Here is a 23,830-nt window from a genome sequence, read left to right as displayed (position 1 = left end):
CTATGATAAAAATATAGACATTTGTCTAAACAGTGCATTAAACCCTTTCTGAAGTGGCGAAATATTCTAATCAATACCAAAAAACCATGCAATTTCTACCCAAAACAATCCCCGAAATTCAACCAGAAATCATATCAGTTAAAGAATCACCGCCAGAACTTGTTACTTTCGATGTCGGCGGGATGAAATGTGCCGGCTGCGCGAAAGCTGTGGAACGCCAACTCATGCAATATTCAGGCGTAATTTCAGCTTGCGTTAACTTAGCCGTAGAAGTCGCGACGGTTGAGTGTCAACCGGGGACTGTCGATGCAGAAGCTTTAGCGAAAAAGTTGACTGATAATGGATTTCCCTCTCAGTCTCGTTCAGGTGAAAATCAGCAGGAAGCAGAAGCGACAACAATTGAACGGCGACGGCAAGAAATTCGACAGCAAATCAAGCAATTGACGATCGCCCTAATCCTAATTATTTTATCCGGTTTAGGTCACGTACTCGGCACAAAAGCCCCAATTCTCAGCAATATTTGGTTTCACTGGGGACTCGCCACCCTAGCTTTGCTGCTACCGGGCCGTTCGATTATTGTTGACGGGTGCCGCAGTTTGTGGCGAAATGCGCCCAACATGAATACTTTGGTAGCTTTAGGCGCTGTCACAGCTTACACCGCTAGCAACGCGGCGCTGCTGTTTCCACGGATGGGATGGGAATGTTTTTTTGACGAACCGGTGATGCTGCTGGGCTTTATTTTGTTGGGCAAAACTCTCGAACAGCAAGCCAGACGCCGCGCTGCATCAGCTTTACAAGCTTTAATCGCATTGCAGCCGGCAAAAGCCCGCTTAGTTGATTTTAAACTTTCGAGTTTAGATTTGCGCTCGGAAGAATTGCCTTTAAACTCGACATCAGAGGTCTACGATCCACAATACATTGAAATTCCCGCCGATCGCGTCCGAGTCGGAGAATGGCTGCAAGTTTTGCCCGGAGAAAAAATACCAGTAGACGGCGAAATTTGCGAAGGTAAAACAACCATAGATGAGTCGATGCTGACTGGTGAATCGCTGCCGGTTTTGAAGCAGCCAGGAGATACAGTTGCGGCGGGAACTATCAATAAATCCGGGGCAGTTGTGATGCGGGCCACTCGCACCGGTAAGGAAACAACTGTAGCTCAAATGGTGGCTTTGGTGCAGGCAGCCCAAACTCGCAAAGCGCCGATTCAAAATTTAGCTGATACTGTCGCGGGATATTTTGTGTATGGGGTAATGGCGATATCGCTTTTAACTTTCCTATTTTGGTATTTTGCCGGCACTCATATTTGGCCTTCTGTGCTTTTAGGACACGGGGCAATGGATATGGGACACGGGGCAATGAATATGGGAAATGAATTGCCAATTATCCATTATCAATCGCCTTTGCTCTTAAGTTTGAAATTGGCGATCGCCGTTTTAGTCATCGCTTGTCCCTGCGCTTTGGGACTGGCTACCCCAACTGCAATTTTAGTCGGTTCTGGCATCGGGGCGGAGCGCGGACTTTTAATTCGCGGTGGTGATGTTTTAGAACGGGTGCATCAATTAGATACGGTGGTTTTTGACAAGACGGGCACTCTGACAACCGGAAATCTCACACTCACAGATTATTTGCCGATTTTCCAGAATTCGGAGTGGGATTTGAACTCAGATATTAATGTTGGTAACAAACAAGATGTTTGTTCCACAATTGAGGGAGTTTCTGGTAACAGCCAAGATGCCTGTTCCACAATTGAGGGAGTTTCTGGCAACAGGCAAGATGCCTGTTCCACAATTGACTCAAAACTGCTGCAAATTGCGGCGGCGGTGGAAAGGGGCGCTTCTCATCCCATCGCCGCAGCGATTTTGCTGGAAGCTCAACAGCAAGGTTTGCCGCTGCTAGCTGCTGAGGATTTCTGCACGGAACCTGGTTTCGGGGTTTCTGCTGTGGTGGAGGGCCGGCGGGTGTTCGCGGGGAATGCTGAGTGGATGAAGAAGCAGGGGGTCGCTGTGGCGACGGAATTGTCGGGGTCTTTGCAAGGCAAAACGGCGGTTTACGTGGCTTCTGGGGGCGTTTTGCTGGGGGTAATCGGGCTAAAAGATACTCTGAGGCCGGATGCTAAGGCGGCGGTGGAACGTTTGCGGGGCATGGGATTGCGGGTGATGATGCTGACGGGGGATACGGCGTCTGCGGCGGCGGCGACGGCGCAGCAGCTAGATTTGGCGGCGGCTGATGTTTTGGCCGAGGTGCGGCCGGAGGGGAAGGCGAGGGCGATCGCGGCTTTGCAAGCCCAAGGCTGTAAAGTGGCTGTGGTGGGAGATGGTATCAATGACGCCCCGGCTTTGGCTCAAGCTGATGTCGGTATCGGTTTGCACTGCGGTACTGATGTCGCAGTTGAGACAGCTCAAATTGTGCTGATGCGAAATGCTTTGATGGATGTTGTTGAGTCGATCGAGCTGGGGCGCGCTACTTTTAATAAGATTCGCCAAAATTTATTTTGGGCTTTTGGTTACAATACTCTGGGAATTCCGGTTGCAGCGGGTCTTTTGCTGCCTGCAACCGGAATTCTACTCAGTCCTGCGGCGGCCGGAGCATTTATGGCGTTTAGTTCTGTTAGCGTGGTTACAAATTCTTTGTTTTTGCGCCGGGGATTTCGAGCTTAAATTTATGGATGACAGATAAAAGTAGGAGGTCATTGGTCATTAGCCACAAATTAATGACTAATGACTAATGAGTGAGGACTAATGACTGATGGCTACAGTGCCATACTTTCCAAGAGTCGCCAGTTATTGTTGTTCATAATTGAACGACTAACTAGCTCGAACATTTGACGGCAGTGGTTGTTGGTTTGCAGGGGCAGTTCCTCGTTTTTAATCACGAAGTTCATGCGAACCTCTGAGTCGCTAGCCGTGTTTTTCTCAATTAGGACTTCTGCGGTGACAAGTTTGGCAATGGAAACTTGACCGGGAAGCTCGCGAGCCATGACGGAATCTCCTGTATTGTAGATAATATCAAGATTGCATGACTCTAAAATTTCAATCAGGGACTGACGGAGACGGTCGATCGGAACGGCAACGATAAAAAAACCAGTATAGCGAGCCATAGACAACTCCAGCCGTGAGGCATTTAGACTTTATTATCATACCGAACCTAGAAGAGATGAACAGAACAATATGGATTTATTTTATTCCGGTGGGAAGTTAGGGCAATGAAGGGCAAACTTATCGTGTTTGAGGGGGTTGAAGGTGCGGGTAAAACTACGCAAATGCAGCGGCTGATAGATTGGTTGCAAGCAAGTTGCTTTCTGACAGTCCGGTTGGTGGCGACTCGCGAACCGGGGGGTACTGAGTTGGGAAGGGGACTGCGACATTTGCTGCTAAAACAAGATTCGGGAGAATTGGTATGCGATCGAGCAGAATTAATGATGTATGCTGCCGATCGCGCTCAACACGTCGAAACTTTTCTCAAACCCGAGTTATCGAAGGGAACGATTGTTTTATGCGATCGCTTTACTGACTCTACGATTGCTTATCAGGGCTACGGCCGCGGTCTTAAGTTAAATTTAATTAAGCAGTTGAATGAAATTGCCACCGGCGGCTTGGAAAGCGATCTGACTTTGTGGCTGGATATTAAGGTGGAGGCGGGTTTGGCGAGGGTAAAAGCTCGGGGAGGGTGCGATCGGATCGAGCAAGCAGATTTGAAGTTTCACCGCCTTGTACAGCAAGGTTTTGCGGAGTTAGCCCAGGAAAATAAATCTCGAATTGTCCGGATCAATGGCGATCGCCCTGAATATGAAGTCGCTCAGGAAATTCAAACTATTGTAACTCGCAGGTTAGAAGCTTGGGGATATTTAAATAATACCAATTCTGAAAATTAGGGTTACATCATATCTAGAAACACTACAATGCCGTGCCCTGCTCCAGGAACTTACAACTTAACATTGTTAACTCAAAACAATTATTGAGCCGTCCATTAAACCAAAATAACCTTTTTGTATTATAGCAACCACCACCTACGCTTAAGATGTTCTTAATTGCTGACACCCTAAATTTTATTCCTTCATCCTTCTTCCTGATATCCGTTACATCCCTTACATAATCCGTTGCCGAACTTCCTTCTTCCGCAAACATGAATTATTTCACATCATTAATCGGACAAGAGCGACCAGTAGAATTGCTAACACAAGCAGTCGAGCGAAACCGAATTGCTCCTGGTTATTTATTTGTCGGCTCTAACGGCATCGGCAAAAGTTTAGCTGCTCAGTCTTTCATCGAGCTTTTATTCTCAGCCAATCTTGCCGAAACCCGATTAATAGCCTCCGTGCAAAATCGCGTAAGACAGCGAAATCACCCAGACTTGCTCTGGGTAGAACCAACTTACATGAACCAAGGTAAACGGCTTACGCCAAAGGAAGCAGAGGAAGCCGGTTTAAAGCGGAAAGCACCGCCACAAATTCGCTTAGAACAAGTTCGAGAAATCGGTGAATTTCTCAGCCGACCGCCACTAGAAGCTGGGCGTTCAGTCGTAGTTTTGGAACAAGCAGAAACAATGGGTGAGGGAGCTGCTAACGGCTTGCTGAAAACATTGGAAGAACCGGGAAAAGCGGCGCTAATTTTAATTGCTCCGACAGTGGAAGCTTTGCTGCCAACTTTGATTTCCCGCTGTCAAAAAATCCAGTTTTCTCGGCTGAATACCCAAGCAATGGCACAAGTTTTGCAGCAAGCCGGATTCGCGGAGATTTTGGATCGTCCGGAGGTACTGGGGATGGCTCAGGGCAGTCCTGGGGAGGCAATTGCTATTTGGCAGCAACTGCAATCAATGCCAGAGGATTTGCTGCAAAAGGTGAAGCAGTTACCTCAAAATCTGCGGTCTGCTTTGGAATTGGCCAAGGAAATTGATAAAACTTTAGATACTGAATCTCAGTTGTGGTTAATCGATTATTTACAGCACTGTTACTGGCAACAATTTTTGGCAGGGAGAATTAGTCGATCGCCCTTAGAGCCCTTGGAGAAAGCACGACAATATTTGCTAAACTACGTACAGCCGCGATTAGTTTGGGAATGCACGCTAATGGGAATATGTCAAGCATAATTTAGTGCCGAGTTTTATCCCAATACGATGAGTAACACGATGGAAAAAGCCACATTTGCCGCCGGTTGTTTTTGGGGAGTTGAACACAAGTTTCGCGCCGTTGCAGGTGTCGTCTCGACTGCTGCGGGCTATACAGGAGGTCACTGGCCTAATCCTTGCTACCTGGATGTTTGTGCTAGAGTGACCGGTCACGCTGAATCTGTGCTGGTAGAGTACGATCGATCGCAGGTGAGTTACGAAGCACTGCTAGATGTATTCTGGAACTGTCACGATCCTACCCAAATCAATCGCCAAGGCCCCGACAGAGGCGAACAGTACAGGTCTGTAATTTTTTATCACAATTGGGAACAAGAAAAAGCCGCTCGCGCCTCCAAACAAAAATTGCAAACTTCCGGTAAATACGACAAAGATATTGCCACTGAAATCAAACCTGCTGCTGAATTTTATATGGCAGAGGATTACCACCAGCAATATATTGAGAAGAAGCGAAATCTGTCAAACTTTATTAGTTAAAAAATAGGCAGACGCGACCAAGAATAAAAGATATTAGGGGCGGCTAAGGCAATAATATATACGAGCGACAGTTTATTATTAATGCAAAACCCGGTCTCCCCCAAGCCATGTTTATTTCCACCTACTCAGTAATAAATCATTAGTGATGAGATAGTGTTTGGTAGGGGCAAGCCCCCCGTGGTAAGCCTATGCTATATGCGAGACCAATTTCAGCTTTGATAATTGCTAAAAGAATATAGATTCGGGTTAGGAATGCCAGTGTGAGGAGGATTGATAGCGTTTTAAACAGATTGTTACGCAAGTCATAATATTATAAAAATGCTGTAGTAGTTGGGGACGTAAGACCCAACTATTTTGCAATAAATCCTAAATGAAGATTGGGAGTTTATGTTTCAATTCTCTTGAGTTAATACCACTTTTCGCATCTATAATTGTAGTCATTAGTCAGCGATTATTAGTCATTAGTCGGATGACAGGGGGAAAAGGGAAGAATATCTACTTTTGCAGTCTTGCCTGTTTATTTGCTAAGCTATAGGTGGCGCTCTGTCATCAATAAACCTTAGATTTATGCACAGGTTATTAACTGGGAAACTGCGAATAGAGTATTTAACAATACCAATCGCTAATCTTCCAGCAAATCTATCCGGTACTAAAATTGTACAGCTTACTGACTTTCACTATGACGGGGTTCGGCTGTCGGAATGGTTGCTAGAAAAGGCGATTGCTGCAGCTAATGAAGCTGAACCCGACATGATTTTTTTAACCGGTGACTTTATTACCTACGATCCCGCACCTATTTACACCTTAGTGGAGCGATTGAAAAACTTGCACAGTCGGGTGGGAATTTACGCGGTTTTGGGCAATCACGACCACTATTGGCCGGGGGCAAAGAAAGAGGTTGCTAATGCTTTAAATAGCGTCGGGATTCGGGTTTTGTACAACGAAGCAATCTATCCCTTGGGGCCCCAATTGGCTTTAGTTGGGCTAGCAGATTTTTGGTCGGGCGATTTTGCGCCTAAACCTGTAATGGCATCAATAAATCCCGCCATTTCTCGGATTGTATTGTCTCACAATCCTGATACTGCTGAAAAGCTGCAAAATTGGCGGATTGATTTACAGTTGTCTGGGCACACTCACGGCGGTCAAATTGTTATTCCTGGTATCGGCCCTTTGTACGCTTGGGTGAGAAAAATTGGCTATTTGATTCCTAAACGAATCCGAAAGTTCATTCCTTATCTTTCGGCTTGCGATCGAGTAGTTACTCACTGGGAATGGGCTAGCGGTTTGCATCAGGTTGGGAGTAATTTGCTGTACGTGAATCGGGGTTTGGGAACTTATTCGCCGGGAAGGCTATTTTGTCCCCCAGAGGTGACAGTAATTACTTTGGTTTGTCAAGATATGTAAGGGCGGGTTTAGGGTGCACACTTTCCCGATAATAGACAGGAAGAAGGAAGAGGGAAGTTCGGCAACGGATTTTTTAACGGATGTAACGGATGTAATGGATGTCAGTCCGATGGAAGAGAGAAGAGGGATTTTTGTACAATGTCTATTATTTTTAATTTGCTTCTCCAAAGCGATAGCCTCTGCCGTAGACTGTTTGGATTAGCACAGATTCACCCGGTGCTTCTATTTTGCGCCGCAGCAGGCGAATTTGAGCGGCTAATACATTGCTGCTGGGTTTTTCGGTTTCAGTCCATAAATACTGGTGTATTTGTTCGTGTGTTAGCAATTGACCGGGGTGGCGCATTAAGTATTCTAATAACTGACATTCTTTTTCTGATAAATCAATTGTGCGATCGCCCCGATAAGCTAATTGATTGTCGTAGTCTAGCTGTAAATCTGCAACTTGCAGCCGCCCGACAACAACCTCGGCATCAAAAGTAGGAGGCCGCCGCAGCAATGCGCGGACTCTGGCTAGCAATTCTCGCAGTTCAAAAGGTTTGACTAAATAGTCGTCTGCACCGGCGTCGAGTCCTTGTACGCGATCGTCTACGGTATCTTTGGCGGTGAGAAATAGCACTGGCGTATTCCGTCCTTGCGATCGCAACTTCTGGCAAATTGCCAGTCCGGTTTGTCTCGGCAGCATCCAATCCAAAATTAGCAAATCGTAATTTCCCTGCATTGCTAAATTGCTGCCACTTGCTCCGTCAAATGCCACATCAACTGTATAACCTTCGCGGGTTAAGACTCGACTCAAAGGGTCAGTTAACTCAACTTCATCATCAACTAAAAGAATCCGCATCCTGATTTCAAATTTGAGATTTTAGGTTAAGTAAACTGATATTTCCTAGATTTTAATGTGTGGAATACTTTCCGTTTCGCTGCAAGCTGCTGCTACCCATTCCTGGATGGCAGGCAAGGCCAAAATCGCATCCGCATAAGCTTTTGCTGATGAATCTAGTTTGACTCCGTAGGTAACAAAACGCATGACAACGGGGGCAAACATAGCGTCAACAATTGTGAATTTTCCGAACAGCATATTGCCGCTTGTCCCGAATTTTTGGCGGCATTCGCGCCAAATGGTAAAGATGCGATCGATATCTGCTTCGACACCGGCAGTCATCCCTTCTCCCGGATAGCGGTTGCGGCAGTCCATCGGCATATTTTCGCGCAAATTTTGGAACCCCGCGTGCATTTCGGCGGCAATGGAACGGGCGATCGCCCGTTCCGCTACATCTGTCGGCCACAAATCATTTGCAAAGCGATCGGCAACGTATTCGCAAATTGCTAAAGATTCCCACACTTTTAAGTCGCCGTCGATTAAAACTGGCACTTTTCCCGAGGGAGAATAGCGCCGAATTTCTTCATTGGTTGTCGGCCAGTCTAAGGGGATTCTCACCTCGGCAAATTCCAGTCCAGCTTGTTTCATCGCCAGCCAAGCGCGCAGCGACCAAGAGGAATAATTTTTGTTGCCGATTACCAGAGTCAATTTGGTCATAGTTTAGCTTTCAGCTATTTGCAATCGCCAGTTAAATTCTAATTTTTAGACTTGAATACACAAAGGTGTGATACACAATGACGATCCTCTTCGAGGGCTTCGCTAACGGGCGCTCTGCCCGTTTTCTGCACCAGCCTCTGCAAGCATTTTACATTAACAGCCTCCCACCGTTCCGCGTTTTTCTGCAAACTGCGATCGGGGGGCGCGATCGAAAACGCTTGATTGCACATGGAGCGAGAAGCCTCTGTCCCTGGGAACGCTAGCCTGGTTAGCGCTCGGTACAGCTACTGTATAGTCCATTTCCTCCCGCTCTACACCACCGCCTGAGAGGATTTCATCTACTGTAATCTTTTTCAGGGAATCCGGGTCTACACTGTGAAAAATTTCGTCAAATTCTTGATGGTTTTCCATACCGACCGCCGTTTAAAAAATTGACTCAATAAAAAATTACTAAATATAATATATCCTCAAACAATGGATCGAGCAATACCCGAAATTTATTTTTCGCTCTGAACTCTATGTGTTATTCTGAGTTTGGTAAAAGCTGTTTCTGCTTAGGCCGCGATCGCCCCCTTTCCAAATTAAGAAATTTACCCTCTAAAAATTGACATGATTACTGTTGCACTTCCCAAAGGTGGATTGTTAGGAGATAGCATTCGGCTGTTTAAATCGGTTGGATTAGACTTCAGTGCTTTTCTCGATTCCTCTAACCGACAACTTCAAATTTATGACCCTACAGGCACTGCCAAAGCTTTGCTAGTAAGGACGCATGACGTACCGGTTTATGTGGAATACGGTCAAGCAGATTTGGGAATTGCTGGCTATGATGTTTTGCGGGAAAAAAAGCCGAAAGTTGCCAATTTAATTGATTTAAAATTTGGCAAGTGTCGGCTGTCGGTGGCAGTGAAAGAATCTAGTTCTTACCGACGAACGGTGGATTTGCCTCCTCACGGTAGAGTTGCTTCTAAGTTCGTACACTGTGCAAGAGAATATTTTCACAATTTGAATTTGCCGGTGGAAATTGTGCCGCTTTACGGTTCTGTGGAGTTGGGGCCGATTACGGGTATGTCTGAGGCAATTGTGGATTTGGTTTCGACTGGCAAAACTTTGCGAGAAAATGGTTTGGTGGAAATTGATGTTTTGTTTGAAAGTTCAGCTTATTTGATCGGTCATCCTCTGAGTTACCGTTTGAATGCCGGAGGTGTGAATGAGTTGATCGGGAAGTTGAGAGAGCAAGTTTTGACTGCTGTTTGATGCTAACTCCAATTAGAGTAGACTTATTGCATAAATCTTTCATTAATAGGGAAAGCACAGACGCAACGTAGATGCAATGCAGGATAGTTAGCAATTTTTGCAATAGGTCTAAACTATTGTGGGCTGGGTACGCCAGCCCGCCCTAAAAGTTAAATCTTTATGAAGTGCTACTCGCAGGTATAAAACCTAGTTTTTCCTGGCAGCGATTTATATAAAAACGGACGACTGTATCAGCAGGGTTTTGTTCGATTAGTTGCTGAAAATATCCCAAGGCGGCGACAAATCTTTCGGATTGCCATCCTTTAATTCCTTTGTCAAATAAACCCTGGGTAAGCTGCTTTGCCTCCGAGTCGGGACAGGAGGCACTCCAGATTTCGTAGATTTCAATAGCTCCCTGCTTGCCGCGCGGCGTGACTCGATCGATCCAGCGATAGTAATAATTGTTGCTGGGCAAATGGCTGTCAGCAGCAGTCGCCCCAGAAGTAGAAATAATACTCTGCTGTGTTTCCCCTTCTAAGTCGCACTTTAATAATAGACTTTCTTTTGAGTGGGAGTTGGAACTTATGCCATTTAGAAATTCTCTCGCATGAACAATGGCATTTTCGCTAACAATAATTTGGCAACCGTATATTTTAGTTAAATTTTCTAACCGAGAAGCTGTATTTACCACATCGCCGATGACTGTAGAGTCCATGCGGCGATCGGAACCTAAAGTGCCGATCATGCCGATACCTGTGTTAATTCCTGTACCAATATTGACTGGAGATTCTAAATTGTATTTGTGGCGACTGGCATTAAATTCTTGCAAAGTTTCTTGCATTGCTACTGCGGCTTCTATCGCATCCATGGCGTGAGAATGGGGCTTGTCAAATACTGCCATGATTGCATCGCCTAGGTATTTGTCAATAAACCCGCTGTGAGAGGTTATGCACTCGTTCATTTTAGTAAAAAAAGCGTTCAACCATTCAAAAGTCTCGCGAGCTTGTTGAGATTCGGCGATCGTAGTAAACCCGCGAATGTCACAGAATAAAACAGTCAGCTCTTCTTCTGTGGCATTGCCCAACTGAATAGATTCTATTCCTTGCGGCGCAATTCGCTCGAGAATTTGCTCTGGCACAAATAGCTGAAATTTTTCTGAAAGATATTCGTTGGCTTCCCAAGCTGCGGCGATTTGGCGTTTGCTTTGCTCTTTTACCTGCTGGTTGAATTGGGAAGATACAGCTTGCGCTCGCATTTGACTCAACTGCAAAATATTTTCCACTTTTGCCAGAAGCAAGCGACTGTTAAAAGGCTTTGTCAAATAATCATCGGCCATCATTTCTAACCCTTTGATGCGAGAGGTATCGTCATCGAGGGCAGTTAAAAAAATCACCGGTACAGTTTGCAATGCCGTATCCTTCCGCAGGATCTCGCACACATCAAAACCGTCCATCTCCGGCATCATAATATCTAGTAAAATTAAATCGGGTCGAGAGGCGCGGGCAAGGGAGAGCGCTTCATGACCAGATAGCGCTGATACTGTAGCGTATCCTTTCATGAGCAATAACTCTTCCAGTAAAATCAGATTAGCTGGCTCGTCATCAACCAACATGATGCAGGGCGACTTGTTTGACATGGAATATGATCTAATATATTGAATTTAGCTCGGGAGTTGCGCGTGGAGAAGCTCGAAAACTGGTTGATGCGTATATTTCTCGTTACTAAACTCGATATTTTTCGTAGGAACCGGCTTTCGGAGGCAAGTGCGGGCAAGTCATATACATATTTATCTACTCTTGAGTTTAACCTTTGTTGTTATCAATTATCCTAAATGGCAGTGCTGGAACTGCAAATAATTATTGTTAGCCCAGAAAAGAACGGACAGTAGCGATCGTCAAATTCAGATCCAGCGGCTTACTCAAATAACCACAAGCGCCAGCTTCCAAACATCGATCGCGATCGCCAGGCATCGCCATCGCCGTCACCGCAATCATCGGTACTGACTCCCAGACAGGATCTGCTTTAACTCGGCGCATCAACTCAAAGCCATCAACATCCGGTAACTGAATGTCCATCAAAATCAAATCCGGCAGCAACTCCGGGGCCGCAGAGGCGGCGAGAATACGATCGGCCATCGCCTTCCCATCCGCGAGTATCTCTACCCCATACCCCTCCAATTCCATCACCTCAGAAATTAACATTTGGTTAAAAGGCTGGTCTTCGACAACCAAAATCCGCTTCCTGGCAATTGGTAAAGCAATCGCAGAAGCAGGAACTAACTTCGTATCCAAAGCACAAGAAGCAAAGTTTCCCAACTGTTGACGCATCTCCGTTAAAGGCAGCCAAACCCGGAAAAGACTTCCCCGATCGCAAACAGATTGAAAAGAAACAGTTCCCCCGTGCAATTCTGCCAATCGCTTAGTCAAAGCCAAACCCAAACCTGTACCTTCGTGCCTCCGAGTCAGGGAAGAATCCACCTGTTGAAAAGGTCTAAATAACAAGTGCCAGCGGTCTTGAGGAATGCCGATGCCGGAGTCTTTCACCTCAAAACAAAAATAAGGAGTGCTGGCATTTACAGGAGAACAATCCGGTCGGTAGTCGCCGTCTATTTCGCTGCCGTAGGCCAGACGCCCGCTGAGTTTAACTTGTCCCTGTTCGGGGGTAAATTTGATGGCATTGGAAAGTAAATTAATCACAATTTGTCGCACTCGCCGTTCGTCGAGCCAAACTTTAGTAATACGGTTGTCGAGTTCTAAAGACAAACCGATTCGCTTTTTGTCTGCCCGCGGTTGCATCATTTTCAGGCAGTCTGTCGCGAGTTCTTGAACGCGAACAGGCTGTAAGTTTAGTTCTACTTTACCCGCTTCTATTTTAGAAAGATCGAGAATATCGTTGATTAGCTGCAATAAGTGCTGACCGCTTTTTTCGATCAGTTCTACATAGTTGATTTGTCGATCGCTCAACTGTCCGGCTGTTTGCCGCAGCAGCAAGTCAGAAAAGCCCAGAATGCTGTTCAGAGGCGTCCGCAATTCGTGGGACATCGAGGCTAAAAACTCAGATTTCAACTGAGAAGAATACTCTAATTGTTCGTTAACTTGGCGCAGGTTTTCTTGTGTCTGAGCCCGCTCGATCGCCGCCCCCAGAGTCCGGCAAGCAGCCTCCAGCACTTCTTGGTTGAGGGCGGTTTGCAGTTTTTTGACGTTGCGGGACTCCAGCGTCAGTACGCCGATAATTGTACCGTCGGTGGCTGCGATCGGAAAAATGCCCAGTTGTCCAATTCCCGGATGCCGAAATTCCGGCACGGCATTGGGATGTTGGGCATAATCCTCGACAAACACAGGTTTACCAGTTTTCACCACTTCCCACAGCAAACCGATGCCGTAGGGAATACCTTGGTCGAGCAATTCTTGCATTCCTGCGACTACTGGTTCCCCGTAAGTAGCCAAAAATTGACTAGAAACTTGGTTGCAAATCCCCGACGCTTGGCGATCGTTTCCCTTGCCGTTAATCACCTTGACATCTCCGAAAGCTGCATTCATTGCCTCTACTAAATAGGTGAGGGCAAACTGACCTATTTCTTGCAAACTGTCAGACTTCTGCAGGCGTTCGGTTAAACCTAAAAGAAAGCTCAGCCGCCTGACTTCTGCGTTCAAGCTAGCTTGGGAGTTTCGGTATACCGTAACGTCTCGAAAGGTAAACAGCCGTCCGCCGCTGTTGGTAATCGTGGCGCACACCTCCAAACAAACGGCATTGGATTGCTCGAAATAAAATGATAAGCTTTCATGCTTAGATGTTTCGAGTGCTTGCTGGAAGTCTTGCCACTGTTGAACAGATAAGTAACCCCGATCGACAATTTCCGCAAACAGCAAGTGGCACTTCGGCTTTGTTTCCAGCCATTCTGGGGACAGTTCCCACATTCCGGCCAATTTTTTGTTAAACAAAACTAAGCAGTCAGACGAGTCGAACAGAGCGATCGCATTGTCTACTTGGTTGAGAATCAGTTCTTGGTCTGCCCTCAACTGGTGCAAGTCTCTCTCCATTTTCTCTGTGTGTGTAGCTCTTAGTTTCGTTGTCATAACTTTCTAGGGATATGGCAAGAGTTATTTTATAACCCCTTACTTAATGTGACATAATTTTAGGTTTTTGGGCAGTGAGGGGGATCGATCGGCCTTGTGATCTGAGACACTTGCTGGTTTCCGATGGCGATTGGAACCCGCTTTGAATTGCGTCGGCTACATTGCTTAACCATCAGGCAATAAGGAGGGAAATCCTTATGACAGAAGCAGATTTTTTTAATAACAATGCTGTCGAAGTTGATGGCATCTGGCTTAAACTATTGTGTCCAACCCTGTGCTAAATTGACCCATCATAATAAAAACTAATTCCGGCGATAAGAAATCAGCATATAGCAATCCTAAATAATTGGTGAATTTCTTACTCGATCCCAGCGGGTTCTGGGAGGGTTGGGGTGAGGCAAAAAAAATACGACTCCTGCAAGGATTGCTATATGTCAAATGCCATCATGACCTTACCCTTAATTTTTATTAGCAATAACTTGGTTATTTGAATTAACTGCTCAAGCAAGTGTTGGATTCAAAAACATAGGGATAAGGCGCGCCTGGAGCAACCGGAGACAGTGATATCAGTTTCAAAAAAGCAACTATATGCCCGTGATCCCAACCCATACACAATCAGTTATTACCAATAATTTAATCTAAAATTGTGCGACCGATCCCTCACACCGAAATCGAAAATCTACAATGGTATGAGTTATTACGATCGCGCTTAATTGTAAGGCGCGCAGTTCGCACCCTACAAATGTGAGTTAGAGCGCAAGTATTGTTCATGTTTCTAATGCTTCTTAGGATTTTTCGGAAAAGGAATGCCCAAACTTTCGTGAAAAACAAGCTGAGTTTTATAAGTCAAGCGCCGGTTAACTTGTTTGATAATTTTTTCCAAAAGCGCATCGCCAGTTTTTTCTATCAAAGGCTGAGACATCGATCGAATAAACTTGGGAAAACAAACCCCCACAGCCAAATCCAGCTTCCACGTAGCGCTGGTAATCGCAGGCGGCAGCTTAGCACGTTCCGAGCTCGGCCAATCGGCGGCAAACTCCTGAGACGGTATCTCCACTAGCTTCATTGCCGATCGAAAATCCACTTCATACCCAGGCGAGGTATAATCCGGAACCGGAATAGTCTTAATTAAATAGCAGCCTTCAGCGTCCGGCGGCAGCAACTCTAAACCAATTCTCGCTTCAACACGGTAGCCGAAAGCCCCAAAACGCCCTATTAATAAATCGTAGCCGTTTTCGCCAAGCGGCTGGGCCTTCATCGGCGAAGCGCACTGGCAAAACCAAGTCTTGTGGTTGTTCAAATGCTTCGCCACCGTCTCCGCATCGGCGTACATCTCCATGCTGTCTTCAAAATGCGTGTGAAACCAAATCGGCTCAACTTCCTCTCCTGCATCCGCGCTTCCACTTTCGGGCTGTCGGAAACTCGCATCTGAGTAGTAATTTTCGTCAGAAGCTTCAACAGTTTGATATTCAGCGGAATCCTGCTTCATCGTATGCTCTCCTGTTATACACGCCAATCAATCTGGTTGGGGATGTGTTAAGGAAGTTTCCTCCCTACAATTGAGAAATTGATAGTAACAAAACTTACCCTAGTTCAGCATAACTCGACTTATGAAAGCATTTGTAGCAGGAGCCACAGGTCAGACAGGCCGCCGCATCGTCGCAGAATTGGTCAAGCGAGGTATTCCCGTGCGCGCCTTAGTCCGAAATCTAGACACAGCTAGACAAATTTTACCACCGGAGGCTGAGTTAGTGACCGGGGATGTATTAAATGCGACTTCCCTGGGCGATGCCATCGGCGATAGTACGGTATTGCTGTGCGCGACAGGGGCGGCCCCTGGTTTGGACCCGACAGCGCCTTACAAGGTGGATTTTGAGGGTACTAAAAATTTGGTGGATGCAGCTAAGGCTAAGGGCATTGAGCATTTTGTGCTTGTGACTTCTCTGTGCGTCTCTCAGTTTTTTCACCCGCTGAATTTGTTTTGGCTGATTTTGGTTTGGAAAAAGCAAGCCGAGGAATATTTGCAAAAAAGCGGCTTGACTTATACGATCGTCCGTCCCGGCGGTCTGAAAAATGAGGATAATTCAGATGCGATCGTCATGACTGGTGCGGACAAAATGTTTGAGAGCAGCATTCCCCGCACTAAGGTAGCCCAAGTGTGCGTGGAGGCGCTGTTTCAGCCGACTTCTCGCAACAAGGTTGTGGAAATTGTGGCGAAGTCGGAGGCTCCGCAAAAGAGTTTTGAGGAGTTGTTTGCCAGTGTGATTTGATTGAATTAGCCTCGCTTGGGTTCGGTGCGTCAATCGATTTTAGATTTTAGATTTTAGATTTTAGATTGAAGCATTGACCCCACCGATAAATTCGGGGGCTCCTTTATCGGATACAGGTTTTTTATTTCTGGACGGATGAATCCGGGGGCTTGTATCCTGGATGCTTTCGGTCAGACAAAAAACCATTTGATTTGGGTCTGAGATGTTGCACCATTCTCAATAACAGGCAAGATGCCTGTTACACAAAAAGTGCATTTTCTTGTGGGGCGGGCATCCTGCCCGCCCAAAAAAGGCTTATCGAGAATGGTGCAAGATGTGATTTGGGTCAAAGATTGGGGCTGACGCACCCTACAACAATTTTCCGATCGCCAAATCTGGCAAAATCTTAATAGTTTTACGATTCGCCGTTAAATTTTCCCTCTCTCAGCATGAAAACTCTCAAGTGGCCAGCTTGGTTCCCCTATCCGATTTCGTGGTTAAGGGCATTTGCTCTCGCTCAGAGTTTTAGTTTTTTCCTTCGCAGGGGTATTCCTTTTGTCAGCGACGATATCGGCTTTCTGACTCTACTGCTGGCGGCTTGGCTGATTCAGTTGCCTGTGTTTTTTGTGTTTCACTTGTTCGCCGTCAAGATCTTAAATCCCTTACTAATTATGCTGCCGGGGCGCTTTCGCGTTGCGCGCAAGTTCAAGCGCAGGCACACTGGTATTCGATCGCACTTGCGAGAAGGCTTGAATGCTGTTGTCGTGATTTTTTTTGCATTTAATCTGTCGCTGTTGGTGCAACTTGCGATTTTTTATTGGCCGGCGCGATCGATCGATCCCGCCCAGTTATTAACAGGAATATCTACTCTGACAAATGTTGCCATAGCCGGTGAATTAGATTTCTGGCTGAGCAAATTGGCGGGGGTTTTATCGAGTTTAACGCTGTTAGCGGCCCCCCTATATCAATACGATTTTCGAGTGCGCCGGATGCGGGTGGCTCGAAAATTAGCCGAAATTTCGGAAATGGAAATGACTTGGCTAGAAGCTGAGAAATTGGGCCGTCGAAAAAGAGGTTTGCTAAGGCAATCGGAGATTCAAATCCTCGGATTTATACTTTTAATTGGCGCGGTGATTGGCGGCGGTGTTTTTTTGGTTGACAGTTTGCGGGGAAATCAGCAGTTGTCGCAGTCGGCAAGCGAGGTGAGAAAATTGCCGCCGCTGGCTATGAAAACCGGAGATCCTTACATTCGGGCGCTGATGCGAACTATTTCTGCTAGCGAGTCGAATGTTGCTCGACCTTATCACGTGGTTTACGGTGGAAAATACGTATTAGATTTGAGCCGCCATCCTGACTGGTGCGTGAAAATTGTTAATGGGCCGAATCGGGGTAAGTGTACTACGGCAGCGGGCAGGTATCAATTTCTGACTACGACTTGGAAGGAGAAGGCTAAGCGCTATCAGGCCCGTCATGCTAATTTTTTATTCTGGGAAGATTACAGTTTTGAACCAGAAGATCAGGATGCTGTGGTTTATGCTTGGTTGAGCGATCGCAAGTTTTGGAAAGCTGATATTCCTGAGATGTTGCGGCAGGAAAGATTAACCGACGTGTTGCGGATGCTTTCGGGAACTTGGACGAGTTTGGGATATGGAATTGAGAACAATTCTATGAGTTCTCGTTTGCCGAAAGTCTACCGGGAAATGCTGCGGGAAGAATTGGAAAATTCTGGTTCTTAAGGAGTTAAATGTTGACGGTTGACTGTTGACTGTTAACTGTTAACGCCGGTTATTGGTTATTAACCAGCCAAAGCTATTAAGAAATAACCACTAAAAAGTAACGAATAACTAACCCTTCAAGTTTGGTAAAAATGCTGTCAAACATTTGTACAATTCTAATCCAGGTCCAGCTTGCAGCGGATAAAGCCTGTCGAAATTAATGGGGTTTCCCGGTGCTAATTTCCACTCGGTTTTCTGTGCTGTTTTTGGGGAAATTTCGATCGCTACCGTGATGTTAATAATGTTGTTCTGCTGGGGGATTCCCCGGAAGCAGTAACTTTTGCCCGTGCGTTTGTCTGAATCGCTGCCGGTGATGTATCTGTCTTGTTTCCGAAATTGGATTTCTCTGAAAGGTCGATCGATCGCAAAGGAGTCTCGGTAGCGGTAGTCTCCGTCGCGCAAGCTTTCGACAGTCGGCCTGATTTGACTTATAAGTGTTGCTGCACTAAGAGTTAGCATCATTGATCCGGGTTCCTCTTGTGAAATCGGTGATTTTGCTTTTCCTGCGTGGTGTCTATGTCGTTGTGGGCGATCGGCTCAAACAAACGTGCGGCGTGTAACCAATTAATAAAAGTTGTTAAGCTGTTTAAGTTGATCCCTAGCTATCGTGAATAATTATTTCATAGTTTTATCTCTGTCACCTATCTGAGTAATAATAGAAACATACAGCAAGCCGTGAGAAAATTTACGGGCATATTTTAGGGATTAATTGACGATACTTAGAGGATACTGCTATGTTTTGCGTGACGGGAGAAACAAATAATTTAGGGCGGGTTGAAACCGGAAATTCCCAACGGCGAGGATCTTTAACCTCTGCGTCTAAAAGTACCCGTATTCTCCGATCGCGAGTTTACAAAGATGAGGCTTTGGTGTCTGCTACCCTTGCGGGACTGCCAAGTCTTTTGGCATCCCTCGAAAGCTTTCGCGATCAGTAGAACTTGGCATTTTCTATTGCTATATATGGTACATGGAGATTTGTGATAGTGGCTGTCAACCAAGCACGGGATGTTTTGATTGCACCTACCATCTTCCTCGATTTGAGTAGAGTTTTTCTGTACTAAACTCTTCCGGGACGCTGAAACCTGGTTGTTTATACAAAAACATTTTTACAGCCCTTTGTCATGGTATGAAAAATGGTATAAAAACCAGGTTTCTTGGTTTGTGTCCGTAAGTCTTGTGTTAACAAAATTTATTTGTTAGTGTCATCGGGTGCGATCGATGCCTCTACCTCTTGGGATGAACGGCTTAACATAGAGTCGTGCAGGTGTTCGTTGTGCTGCCTTTCTTGAGCCATTAATTCTCGGGCTTTTTCTTCAGCAATTCCCTCGCCATGTGTTTCTAGCTCGTGGGAGGAACGGTTGAGCATAGATTCGTGCAAGTGTTCGCTATGCTGCCTTTCTCGTGCAATTAGTTGTCTAGCTTTTTCTTCCGCGTTCATGAGAAATTTCTCCTATTGCTGGTTAGAAGCGATTCTTATATTAAGATGCCACAATTTGAGGGTAAATGTAGCAAGATTAACATAAAATTTTACAAAAAAATGTATAAAAAAAATGTATAAAAAAAATTGAGTTTGCTGGCCGTGGGTATAGAGAGCCGTGGTTGCCGAGCTAATTATTGCCAGACGCCGGAAAAAATATTCTTGACTGCGATCGCAATTCGATTTAAGTCTTCCTTGAGCAGCGGTGGCCAAGAAACTCCTCTGCGGAGTCCTGCTTCAAATTGCTGCAAACCTTCTACTGACAGTAAATGCAGTGCCGAGATTAATTGTCGATCGAGCATTGGAGATTCTTGCAGCCCGTCAAACAATATTTTTAAAGCTAATAAAATCGATGTCACCTGTCCGGGTACGGGCGGTTGACCTTGTTTGAGACGCATCAGGAAGGCGTCGGGATTTTTCTTGGTTTCCAGAGCGGTTCCTTGGTCGATCAGAAAACTGCGGGCTGTTTTGTAATCCATTTGACGTGCGATCGATCTCCTGCAATTAATTAGCTGGCATTATATCACTTTTTGTCTCCCTCAATTTGGTAATATATTTCCATACAGGCTAAACTACAGCTACTGGTGAAATCCGCCCACCAGCACGCTACAGCTACTGATAGAGGCGTAGCATTCATCCCACAGTCGCCTCGATCGAAGTGAAACGGACAGGGAAAAATCAAACAATGGCAAAACACCAAGGAAATAGCAGACAATCCAAGATTTATCGCTACTTGTGGCTGCTTTTTTTATGTCTGAGCTTTCTGTTAGTTCCGCTCATCAAAAAAATCGCTGCCGACACGCCATTCCCCCCACCCGCTCCTATTGCAAATAATGCTACTTTTGGAGCGAGGATTCAAAGGACGATGGGGCTACTTGCGGCTAGCACTCCAACAGACCGCCGCCAAGTACGCATCCTATTCTACGGTCAATCCATCACTCAGCAAGATTGGTGGAAAGATGTAGTGAAGGATTTGAGACAGCGATTTCCCTATGCAGATTTGATTGTGGAAAATCGGGGAATCGGAGGATTTGACGCCCCGATTTTAATCCGTCCCAGCGAACACGATTTGTATCCTTTTTATCCAGACTTGCTAATTTTTCACGTCTACGGAGGCGGTGAAGATTACGAAGCCATAGTTGCCAATGTCCGCAGCCGGACTGCTAGCGAAATACTCTTGCATTCAGACCACATCCAGTGGCTGCCGACAGGCAACAGCGACGATCCAGAAGAAGTCAAAAAATACGAATGGCACAACACTCATTCTACTAAATGGCTGCCTGAGTTAGCCGATAAATACGGCTGCGAAATCGCTGAAATTCGCGAACCTTGGCGCAGGTATTTGAAAGACCATCGCTTGCAACCACAACAGCTATTGAGCGACAGCGTTCACCTCAACGATTGGGGAAATTTTCTCCTAGCTGCTCTCATAAAACCGCATCTGCGATACAAACCAAATTCTCCTCAACCGCCGCAGGATTTAGTGAAAACCTATACGGTTGGCAGCGATGTTAAGTGGCAAGATGGCAAGTTGCTTTTAGAATTTGAAGGAAATAGAATAGATGCGATTGCCGATAAAACCTTCAACGGCAAGGCAATGTCTGCTAGAATTGCGATCGACGGCAAAAAACCTTCAGAATTTCCTGAACTTTACAGTATCACCAGACCTAGCGCTAGTGCTGGCGTTCCTTGGCCGGCAATCATCCAAGTATCCAGCCAAAAACCGCTAATCGTCGAAGATTGGAAAGCCGTAATTACTGAAATTAACAGCGACGCCAGCAAGTTTAAATTTGACGTTGTAGGTTCTAAAACAGGTTACGACGGCAGCGGTACAAACGACGAAATGTTTGTCTCAAACTCTGGCCGCGTCGTGATTGAACCGAGAAACTGGTGGCTTAAAAATTCTTATGAATACTCTAAAAAACCCACGCCTAAAGGCTTTGAGATTTCCTGGCAGGTGCGACCAATGTTTGTTGATTCATACGTTCCTCCACAAATTGCAGATTCAAGCCGCGAGTATTCTACAACATTGGCTCAGAATTTGAGCAACTCCAAACACACCCTTGAAATCGTCCCCGAAACAGATAGGGAAGTTCCAATCGAGGCAATTCGAGTGTATCGCCCTCCTTTCTCCAATCTAAAATCTCAAGTTGAGAGTTTTAAACCGCAGATATCAGCGGATGAACGCTGATAAAATTGCATCAGCGTTTATTTGCGTTCATCTGCGGTTTAAAAAATCTTCATGTTAATTTTTTTATAGCAATCGCCTTGGTGGCGCAGGGCGTTGATGATTGTTCAAACCCTTAATATTCAAGCATCTTGACTCCTGACTCCTGCTATAATCGCCAAGATTATCAAGTTCTAGGAATCCCCAACTCCTGAGACATCAACAGCGATAAACATAAATCCGCCATAAAAATCAACACCCAAGAAGTTACCACCGCCGCCGTGGCAGCTTGGCCTACTCCTTTCCCTCCGCCCACCGTCGTCAATCCCCAACCGCAACCGACAAGGGCAATTATCAACCCAAAAATAAAACTTTTAATCGCCACAGTTACTAAATCCCAAGGCGCCAAAAAAGTCCGCACTGATTCCAAAAATACCGACGGTTCCAAATTATAAAAATTAACCGCTACCAATAGCCCGCCCAAAATCCCCACCGCTACCGCAAAAATTGTTAAAATCGGCAGCATGATGCAGCAAGCTATCACCCTCGGCACTACTAAATAATCAACCGGATTTGTTCTTAACATATACAGGGCGTCTATTTGTTCTGTCACCTGCATTTCTCCTATCTCCGCCGCAAAGGCCGAACCTACTTGTCCCGCCACCACGCCCCCCGTTAAAAGTGGTGCTAGTTCCCCACAAAATGCCACAGCAAAAGGACCTCCCACCGCCTCAACCGCCCCAAAGCGAACCAATTCTCGGGCAGATTGAAAGGTAAAAATCATGCCCCCAAACAAGGCTATTAGCAGCACGGATCGGAAAGAATCCAGGCCTACTGTTACTAAATGTTCCATGATTTTGCGGTGGTCAATTTTGCCTTGGAGTATGCGTAGCAGCACTTGGCCACCCAGGAACAACGTCACCAAAAAACGCTGAAACCACCTGTTATTGAAGGTTTCATCTAAATGTCGATCGTGCTTTTCTTGGTGTTTTTTAACCAATGACTGAGGACTCGCGATTAATTGCAAACAGGGCGAAGCACTGCCACCTACGGATTTTTGGCAATCCTACAGCAATTATTGCACGATTTGTCAACATATATTTTCAGTCTGCCTGCCCTGCGGTTAGTTCGCTATACCATTTTAGACTTTAGATTGGCAGTGATTGATTCTGCGGTAATCATCACTCATTTCCCAATCTAAAATCTCAAATCTAAAACCCTAGGACTACTCCGCAAGTAATAAGTCGATAAACTTATCCAACTCTTCATTATTCTTGTCGGCTTGATCCTTGCCAATTCTCAGCAGGTCTGATATTTTCTCTTCCGAGGCATCATCAATGGGCAGCGTTTGTTCGTGGCTCAAATCTGGAGTAATTCTTAAATATTGATTCGGTCTTTCAACCGCATCATAAATTTGAAGTAGTTGATAATTTACAGTTTCCGCAACTCCCGTCATCATGATATTAATTAAAGGCTCAACCCACTCAACTTGACCCCAATTTTTTACTTCTTCGTAGGGGAATTTTTTCTGAGCTTGTCCCGTTCCGAGTGATAAAATTACCATATCTTGTGCTGTTGGGCCTTTGTCGGGGCGAGCGTCGGGAATTCGGAATTTATTCCTAACTTCTGCATAGGCACAAAGTGCGGGATTGTTTGCGAATACTCCCCCGTCAATTAAAGCGTAGGATTCGTTGCTCAAAGAGTAGATTTTGGGAAGTTCAAAATAAGATGGAGCGGCAGATGTGGCTCTGGCGATATCTCTAATAAAATAGTCTTCTGCTGGAGATTGTTGAGCATCTATTTTATCGAAAAAGTGAGCTTTTCTTCTTTCGACATCGTAGCTGGAAATTAAACACGGTTTCAGCAGTTGGCTGAGTTGGCAATCTCTAAAATTTTCCAAAAATAATTTTTCTAAACGATCGCTCGCATATTTCTCATCTATTAAACCGTCTATCGATCTGAGTTTTTGCCAAAATGAACTCTTAAAAACGTCGCGGCCGCTCTTAATCGAAAAATTAACAGCGTCTTGGGCCGACCACCGAGGCCGGGTGGGATTTTCGGCATCGGGACACAAATAGATGCAAGTTAAAATTCCTCCCGCACTTGTTCCCGCGATTAAATCAAAATAGTCAGCTATTCTCGCCTCTGGGTTGCCGCTTTTTTGTTGCAGCTTTGACTCAACGCTAACTAAAATTTGCGCGGGGATAATCCCTCTAATTCCGCCTCCATCTAAGGATAAAATTCTCGTATATTTAGCCGCCATAATTGTTGTCTATTCCCGACGTTTGCTCGTTTCCTAATTTCAAATCCCTAAGCC

The 23,830-nt window shown here is 45.6% G+C and carries 21 protein-coding genes; 9 read left to right on the top strand and 12 right to left on the bottom strand.

Features of this window, described 5'->3' with window-relative positions; genetic code table 11:
- The first annotated feature begins 86 nt into the window (after positions 1-86).
- Positions 87-2,657, top strand: a complete 2,571-nt coding sequence (locus QUA33_RS00520; RefSeq protein WP_333145614.1) for a heavy metal translocating P-type ATPase — start codon at positions 87-89, stop codon at positions 2,655-2,657.
- A 92-nt stretch (positions 2,658-2,749) separates the two neighbouring features.
- Here QUA33_RS00520 and QUA33_RS00515 read toward each other — a convergent pair whose 3' ends face one another.
- The gene (locus QUA33_RS00515) at positions 2,750-3,097 is read right to left on the bottom strand and encodes a hypothetical protein (protein ID WP_190659999.1); all 348 of its coding nucleotides are present in this window, start codon (positions 3,095-3,097) and stop codon (positions 2,750-2,752) included.
- Between the two features lie 105 nt (positions 3,098-3,202).
- Between QUA33_RS00515 and tmk the strand changes: the two genes are divergently transcribed.
- The 4 genes from tmk (at position 3,203) to QUA33_RS00495 (ending at position 7,002) form a co-directional block, all read left to right on the top strand.
- Positions 3,203-3,871 (top strand): dTMP kinase, encoded by a 669-nt coding sequence (tmk, locus tag QUA33_RS00510; protein ID WP_333145611.1) that lies wholly within the window; start codon positions 3,203-3,205, stop codon positions 3,869-3,871.
- A gap of 251 nt (positions 3,872-4,122) precedes the next feature.
- Entirely contained in the window at positions 4,123-5,085 is a 963-nt protein-coding gene (locus QUA33_RS00505) for a DNA polymerase III subunit delta' (protein WP_333145609.1), read from the top strand.
- A 39-nt stretch (positions 5,086-5,124) separates the two neighbouring features.
- Positions 5,125-5,598 (top strand): peptide-methionine (S)-S-oxide reductase MsrA, encoded by a 474-nt coding sequence (msrA, locus tag QUA33_RS00500; protein WP_333145607.1) that lies wholly within the window; start codon positions 5,125-5,127, stop codon positions 5,596-5,598.
- Positions 5,599-6,165: 567 nt separating this feature from the next.
- Complete coding sequence (locus QUA33_RS00495; protein WP_333076545.1) at positions 6,166-7,002, top strand: metallophosphoesterase; 837 nt, start codon at positions 6,166-6,168, stop codon at positions 7,000-7,002.
- Positions 7,003-7,153: 151 nt separating this feature from the next.
- On the opposite strand, the gene rppA is transcribed toward QUA33_RS00495, so the two are convergent.
- The 3 genes from rppA to QUA33_RS00480 all read right to left on the bottom strand — a co-directional run bounded on the left by rppA (position 7,154) and on the right by QUA33_RS00480 (position 8,947).
- Positions 7,154-7,840 (bottom strand): two-component system response regulator RppA, encoded by a 687-nt coding sequence (gene rppA, locus QUA33_RS00490; protein ID WP_333145606.1) that lies wholly within the window; start codon positions 7,838-7,840, stop codon positions 7,154-7,156.
- Positions 7,841-7,885: 45 nt separating this feature from the next.
- Positions 7,886-8,536, bottom strand: a complete 651-nt coding sequence (locus QUA33_RS00485) for a glutathione S-transferase family protein (protein WP_333145604.1) — start codon at positions 8,534-8,536, stop codon at positions 7,886-7,888.
- Between the two features lie 153 nt (positions 8,537-8,689).
- Positions 8,690-8,947, bottom strand: a complete 258-nt coding sequence (locus QUA33_RS00480) for a hypothetical protein (RefSeq protein ID WP_333145602.1) — start codon at positions 8,945-8,947, stop codon at positions 8,690-8,692.
- Between the two features lie 198 nt (positions 8,948-9,145).
- Between QUA33_RS00480 and hisG the strand changes: the two genes are divergently transcribed.
- Positions 9,146-9,790 carry an ATP phosphoribosyltransferase gene (gene hisG / locus QUA33_RS00475; RefSeq protein ID WP_015174599.1) on the top strand — a complete coding sequence of 215 codons (645 nt, stop codon included), beginning with the start codon at positions 9,146-9,148 and terminating at the stop codon, positions 9,788-9,790.
- A gap of 157 nt (positions 9,791-9,947) precedes the next feature.
- On the opposite strand, the gene QUA33_RS00470 is transcribed toward hisG, so the two are convergent.
- From QUA33_RS00470 to QUA33_RS00460, 3 genes are all read right to left on the bottom strand, one after another.
- Entirely contained in the window at positions 9,948-11,405 is a 1,458-nt protein-coding gene (locus QUA33_RS00470; protein ID WP_333145600.1) for a response regulator, read from the bottom strand.
- A 226-nt stretch (positions 11,406-11,631) separates the two neighbouring features.
- Positions 11,632-13,845, bottom strand: a complete 2,214-nt coding sequence (locus tag QUA33_RS00465) for an ATP-binding protein (protein ID WP_333145599.1) — start codon at positions 13,843-13,845, stop codon at positions 11,632-11,634.
- Between the two features lie 775 nt (positions 13,846-14,620).
- A complete protein-coding gene (locus QUA33_RS00460) occupies positions 14,621-15,334 on the bottom strand; it encodes a DUF1997 domain-containing protein (protein ID WP_333145597.1) in 714 nt (237 codons plus the stop codon).
- Positions 15,335-15,455: 121 nt separating this feature from the next.
- Here QUA33_RS00460 and QUA33_RS00455 point away from each other — a divergent pair, with 121 nt between their 5' ends.
- Complete coding sequence (locus QUA33_RS00455) at positions 15,456-16,115, top strand: NAD(P)H-binding protein (protein WP_333145595.1); 660 nt, start codon at positions 15,456-15,458, stop codon at positions 16,113-16,115.
- Between the two features lie 428 nt (positions 16,116-16,543).
- Positions 16,544-17,830, top strand: a complete 1,287-nt coding sequence (locus tag QUA33_RS00450; protein WP_333145593.1) for a glycoside hydrolase family protein — start codon at positions 16,544-16,546, stop codon at positions 17,828-17,830.
- A 108-nt stretch (positions 17,831-17,938) separates the two neighbouring features.
- Here the strand turns inward: QUA33_RS00450 and QUA33_RS00445 are convergent, their stop codons facing one another.
- The 3 genes from QUA33_RS00445 to QUA33_RS00435 all read right to left on the bottom strand — a co-directional run bounded on the left by QUA33_RS00445 (position 17,939) and on the right by QUA33_RS00435 (position 19,825).
- Positions 17,939-18,331 carry a hypothetical protein gene (locus QUA33_RS00445; RefSeq protein WP_333099834.1) on the bottom strand — a complete coding sequence of 131 codons (393 nt, stop codon included), beginning with the start codon at positions 18,329-18,331 and terminating at the stop codon, positions 17,939-17,941.
- Positions 18,332-19,058: 727 nt separating this feature from the next.
- Entirely contained in the window at positions 19,059-19,307 is a 249-nt protein-coding gene (locus QUA33_RS00440; protein ID WP_333145591.1) for a hypothetical protein, read from the bottom strand.
- A 173-nt stretch (positions 19,308-19,480) separates the two neighbouring features.
- Complete coding sequence (locus QUA33_RS00435; RefSeq protein ID WP_333071279.1) at positions 19,481-19,825, bottom strand: Dethiobiotin synthetase; 345 nt, start codon at positions 19,823-19,825, stop codon at positions 19,481-19,483.
- A gap of 206 nt (positions 19,826-20,031) precedes the next feature.
- Between QUA33_RS00435 and QUA33_RS00430 the strand changes: the two genes are divergently transcribed.
- Positions 20,032-21,537, top strand: a complete 1,506-nt coding sequence (locus QUA33_RS00430; RefSeq protein ID WP_333145590.1) for an SGNH/GDSL hydrolase family protein — start codon at positions 20,032-20,034, stop codon at positions 21,535-21,537.
- A gap of 163 nt (positions 21,538-21,700) precedes the next feature.
- On the opposite strand, the gene QUA33_RS00425 is transcribed toward QUA33_RS00430, so the two are convergent.
- A complete protein-coding gene (locus QUA33_RS00425) occupies positions 21,701-22,513 on the bottom strand; it encodes an MlaE family lipid ABC transporter permease subunit (RefSeq protein WP_333145588.1) in 813 nt (270 codons plus the stop codon).
- Between the two features lie 225 nt (positions 22,514-22,738).
- Positions 22,739-23,776: a patatin-like phospholipase family protein gene (locus tag QUA33_RS00420; RefSeq protein ID WP_333145585.1), complete on the bottom strand. Its 1,038-nt coding sequence runs from the start codon at positions 23,774-23,776 to the stop codon at positions 22,739-22,741.
- Between the last annotated feature and the right edge of the window lie 54 nt (positions 23,777-23,830).

The sequence above is a fragment of the Microcoleus sp. Pol14D4 genome (assembly GCF_036701245.1).
In the GTDB taxonomy this organism is placed as follows: Bacteria; Cyanobacteriota; Cyanobacteriia; order Cyanobacteriales; family Microcoleaceae; genus Microcoleus.
This window is presented reverse-complemented; position numbering and strand designations above follow the sequence as displayed.

Coding starts and splice junctions, on each gene's coding strand:
- QUA33_RS00440 (WP_333145591.1), bottom strand. CDS start 19,307: ATGAACGCGGAAGAAAAAGCTAGACAACTAATTGCACGAGAAAGGCAG.
- QUA33_RS00435 (WP_333071279.1), bottom strand. CDS start 19,825: ATGGATTACAAAACAGCCCGCAGTTTTCTGATCGACCAAGGAACCGCT.
- QUA33_RS00495 (WP_333076545.1), top strand. CDS start 6,166: ATGCACAGGTTATTAACTGGGAAACTGCGAATAGAGTATTTAACAATA.
- QUA33_RS00485 (WP_333145604.1), bottom strand. CDS start 8,536: ATGACCAAATTGACTCTGGTAATCGGCAACAAAAATTATTCCTCTTGG.
- QUA33_RS00445 (WP_333099834.1), bottom strand. CDS start 18,331: ATGATGCTAACTCTTAGTGCAGCAACACTTATAAGTCAAATCAGGCCG.
- QUA33_RS00455 (WP_333145595.1), top strand. CDS start 15,456: ATGAAAGCATTTGTAGCAGGAGCCACAGGTCAGACAGGCCGCCGCATC.
- QUA33_RS00430 (WP_333145590.1), top strand. CDS start 20,032: ATGGCAAAACACCAAGGAAATAGCAGACAATCCAAGATTTATCGCTAC.
- hisG (WP_015174599.1), top strand. CDS start 9,146: ATGATTACTGTTGCACTTCCCAAAGGTGGATTGTTAGGAGATAGCATT.
- QUA33_RS00420 (WP_333145585.1), bottom strand. CDS start 23,776: ATGGCGGCTAAATATACGAGAATTTTATCCTTAGATGGAGGCGGAATT.
- QUA33_RS00450 (WP_333145593.1), top strand. CDS start 16,544: ATGAAAACTCTCAAGTGGCCAGCTTGGTTCCCCTATCCGATTTCGTGG.
- QUA33_RS00480 (WP_333145602.1), bottom strand. CDS start 8,947: ATGGAAAACCATCAAGAATTTGACGAAATTTTTCACAGTGTAGACCCG.
- QUA33_RS00470 (WP_333145600.1), bottom strand. CDS start 11,405: ATGTCAAACAAGTCGCCCTGCATCATGTTGGTTGATGACGAGCCAGCT.
- QUA33_RS00460 (WP_333145597.1), bottom strand. CDS start 15,334: ATGAAGCAGGATTCCGCTGAATATCAAACTGTTGAAGCTTCTGACGAA.
- tmk (WP_333145611.1), top strand. CDS start 3,203: ATGAAGGGCAAACTTATCGTGTTTGAGGGGGTTGAAGGTGCGGGTAAA.
- QUA33_RS00520 (WP_333145614.1), top strand. CDS start 87: ATGCAATTTCTACCCAAAACAATCCCCGAAATTCAACCAGAAATCATA.
- rppA (WP_333145606.1), bottom strand. CDS start 7,840: ATGCGGATTCTTTTAGTTGATGATGAAGTTGAGTTAACTGACCCTTTG.
- QUA33_RS00505 (WP_333145609.1), top strand. CDS start 4,123: ATGAATTATTTCACATCATTAATCGGACAAGAGCGACCAGTAGAATTG.
- QUA33_RS00465 (WP_333145599.1), bottom strand. CDS start 13,845: ATGACAACGAAACTAAGAGCTACACACACAGAGAAAATGGAGAGAGAC.
- msrA (WP_333145607.1), top strand. CDS start 5,125: ATGGAAAAAGCCACATTTGCCGCCGGTTGTTTTTGGGGAGTTGAACAC.
- QUA33_RS00515 (WP_190659999.1), bottom strand. CDS start 3,097: ATGGCTCGCTATACTGGTTTTTTTATCGTTGCCGTTCCGATCGACCGT.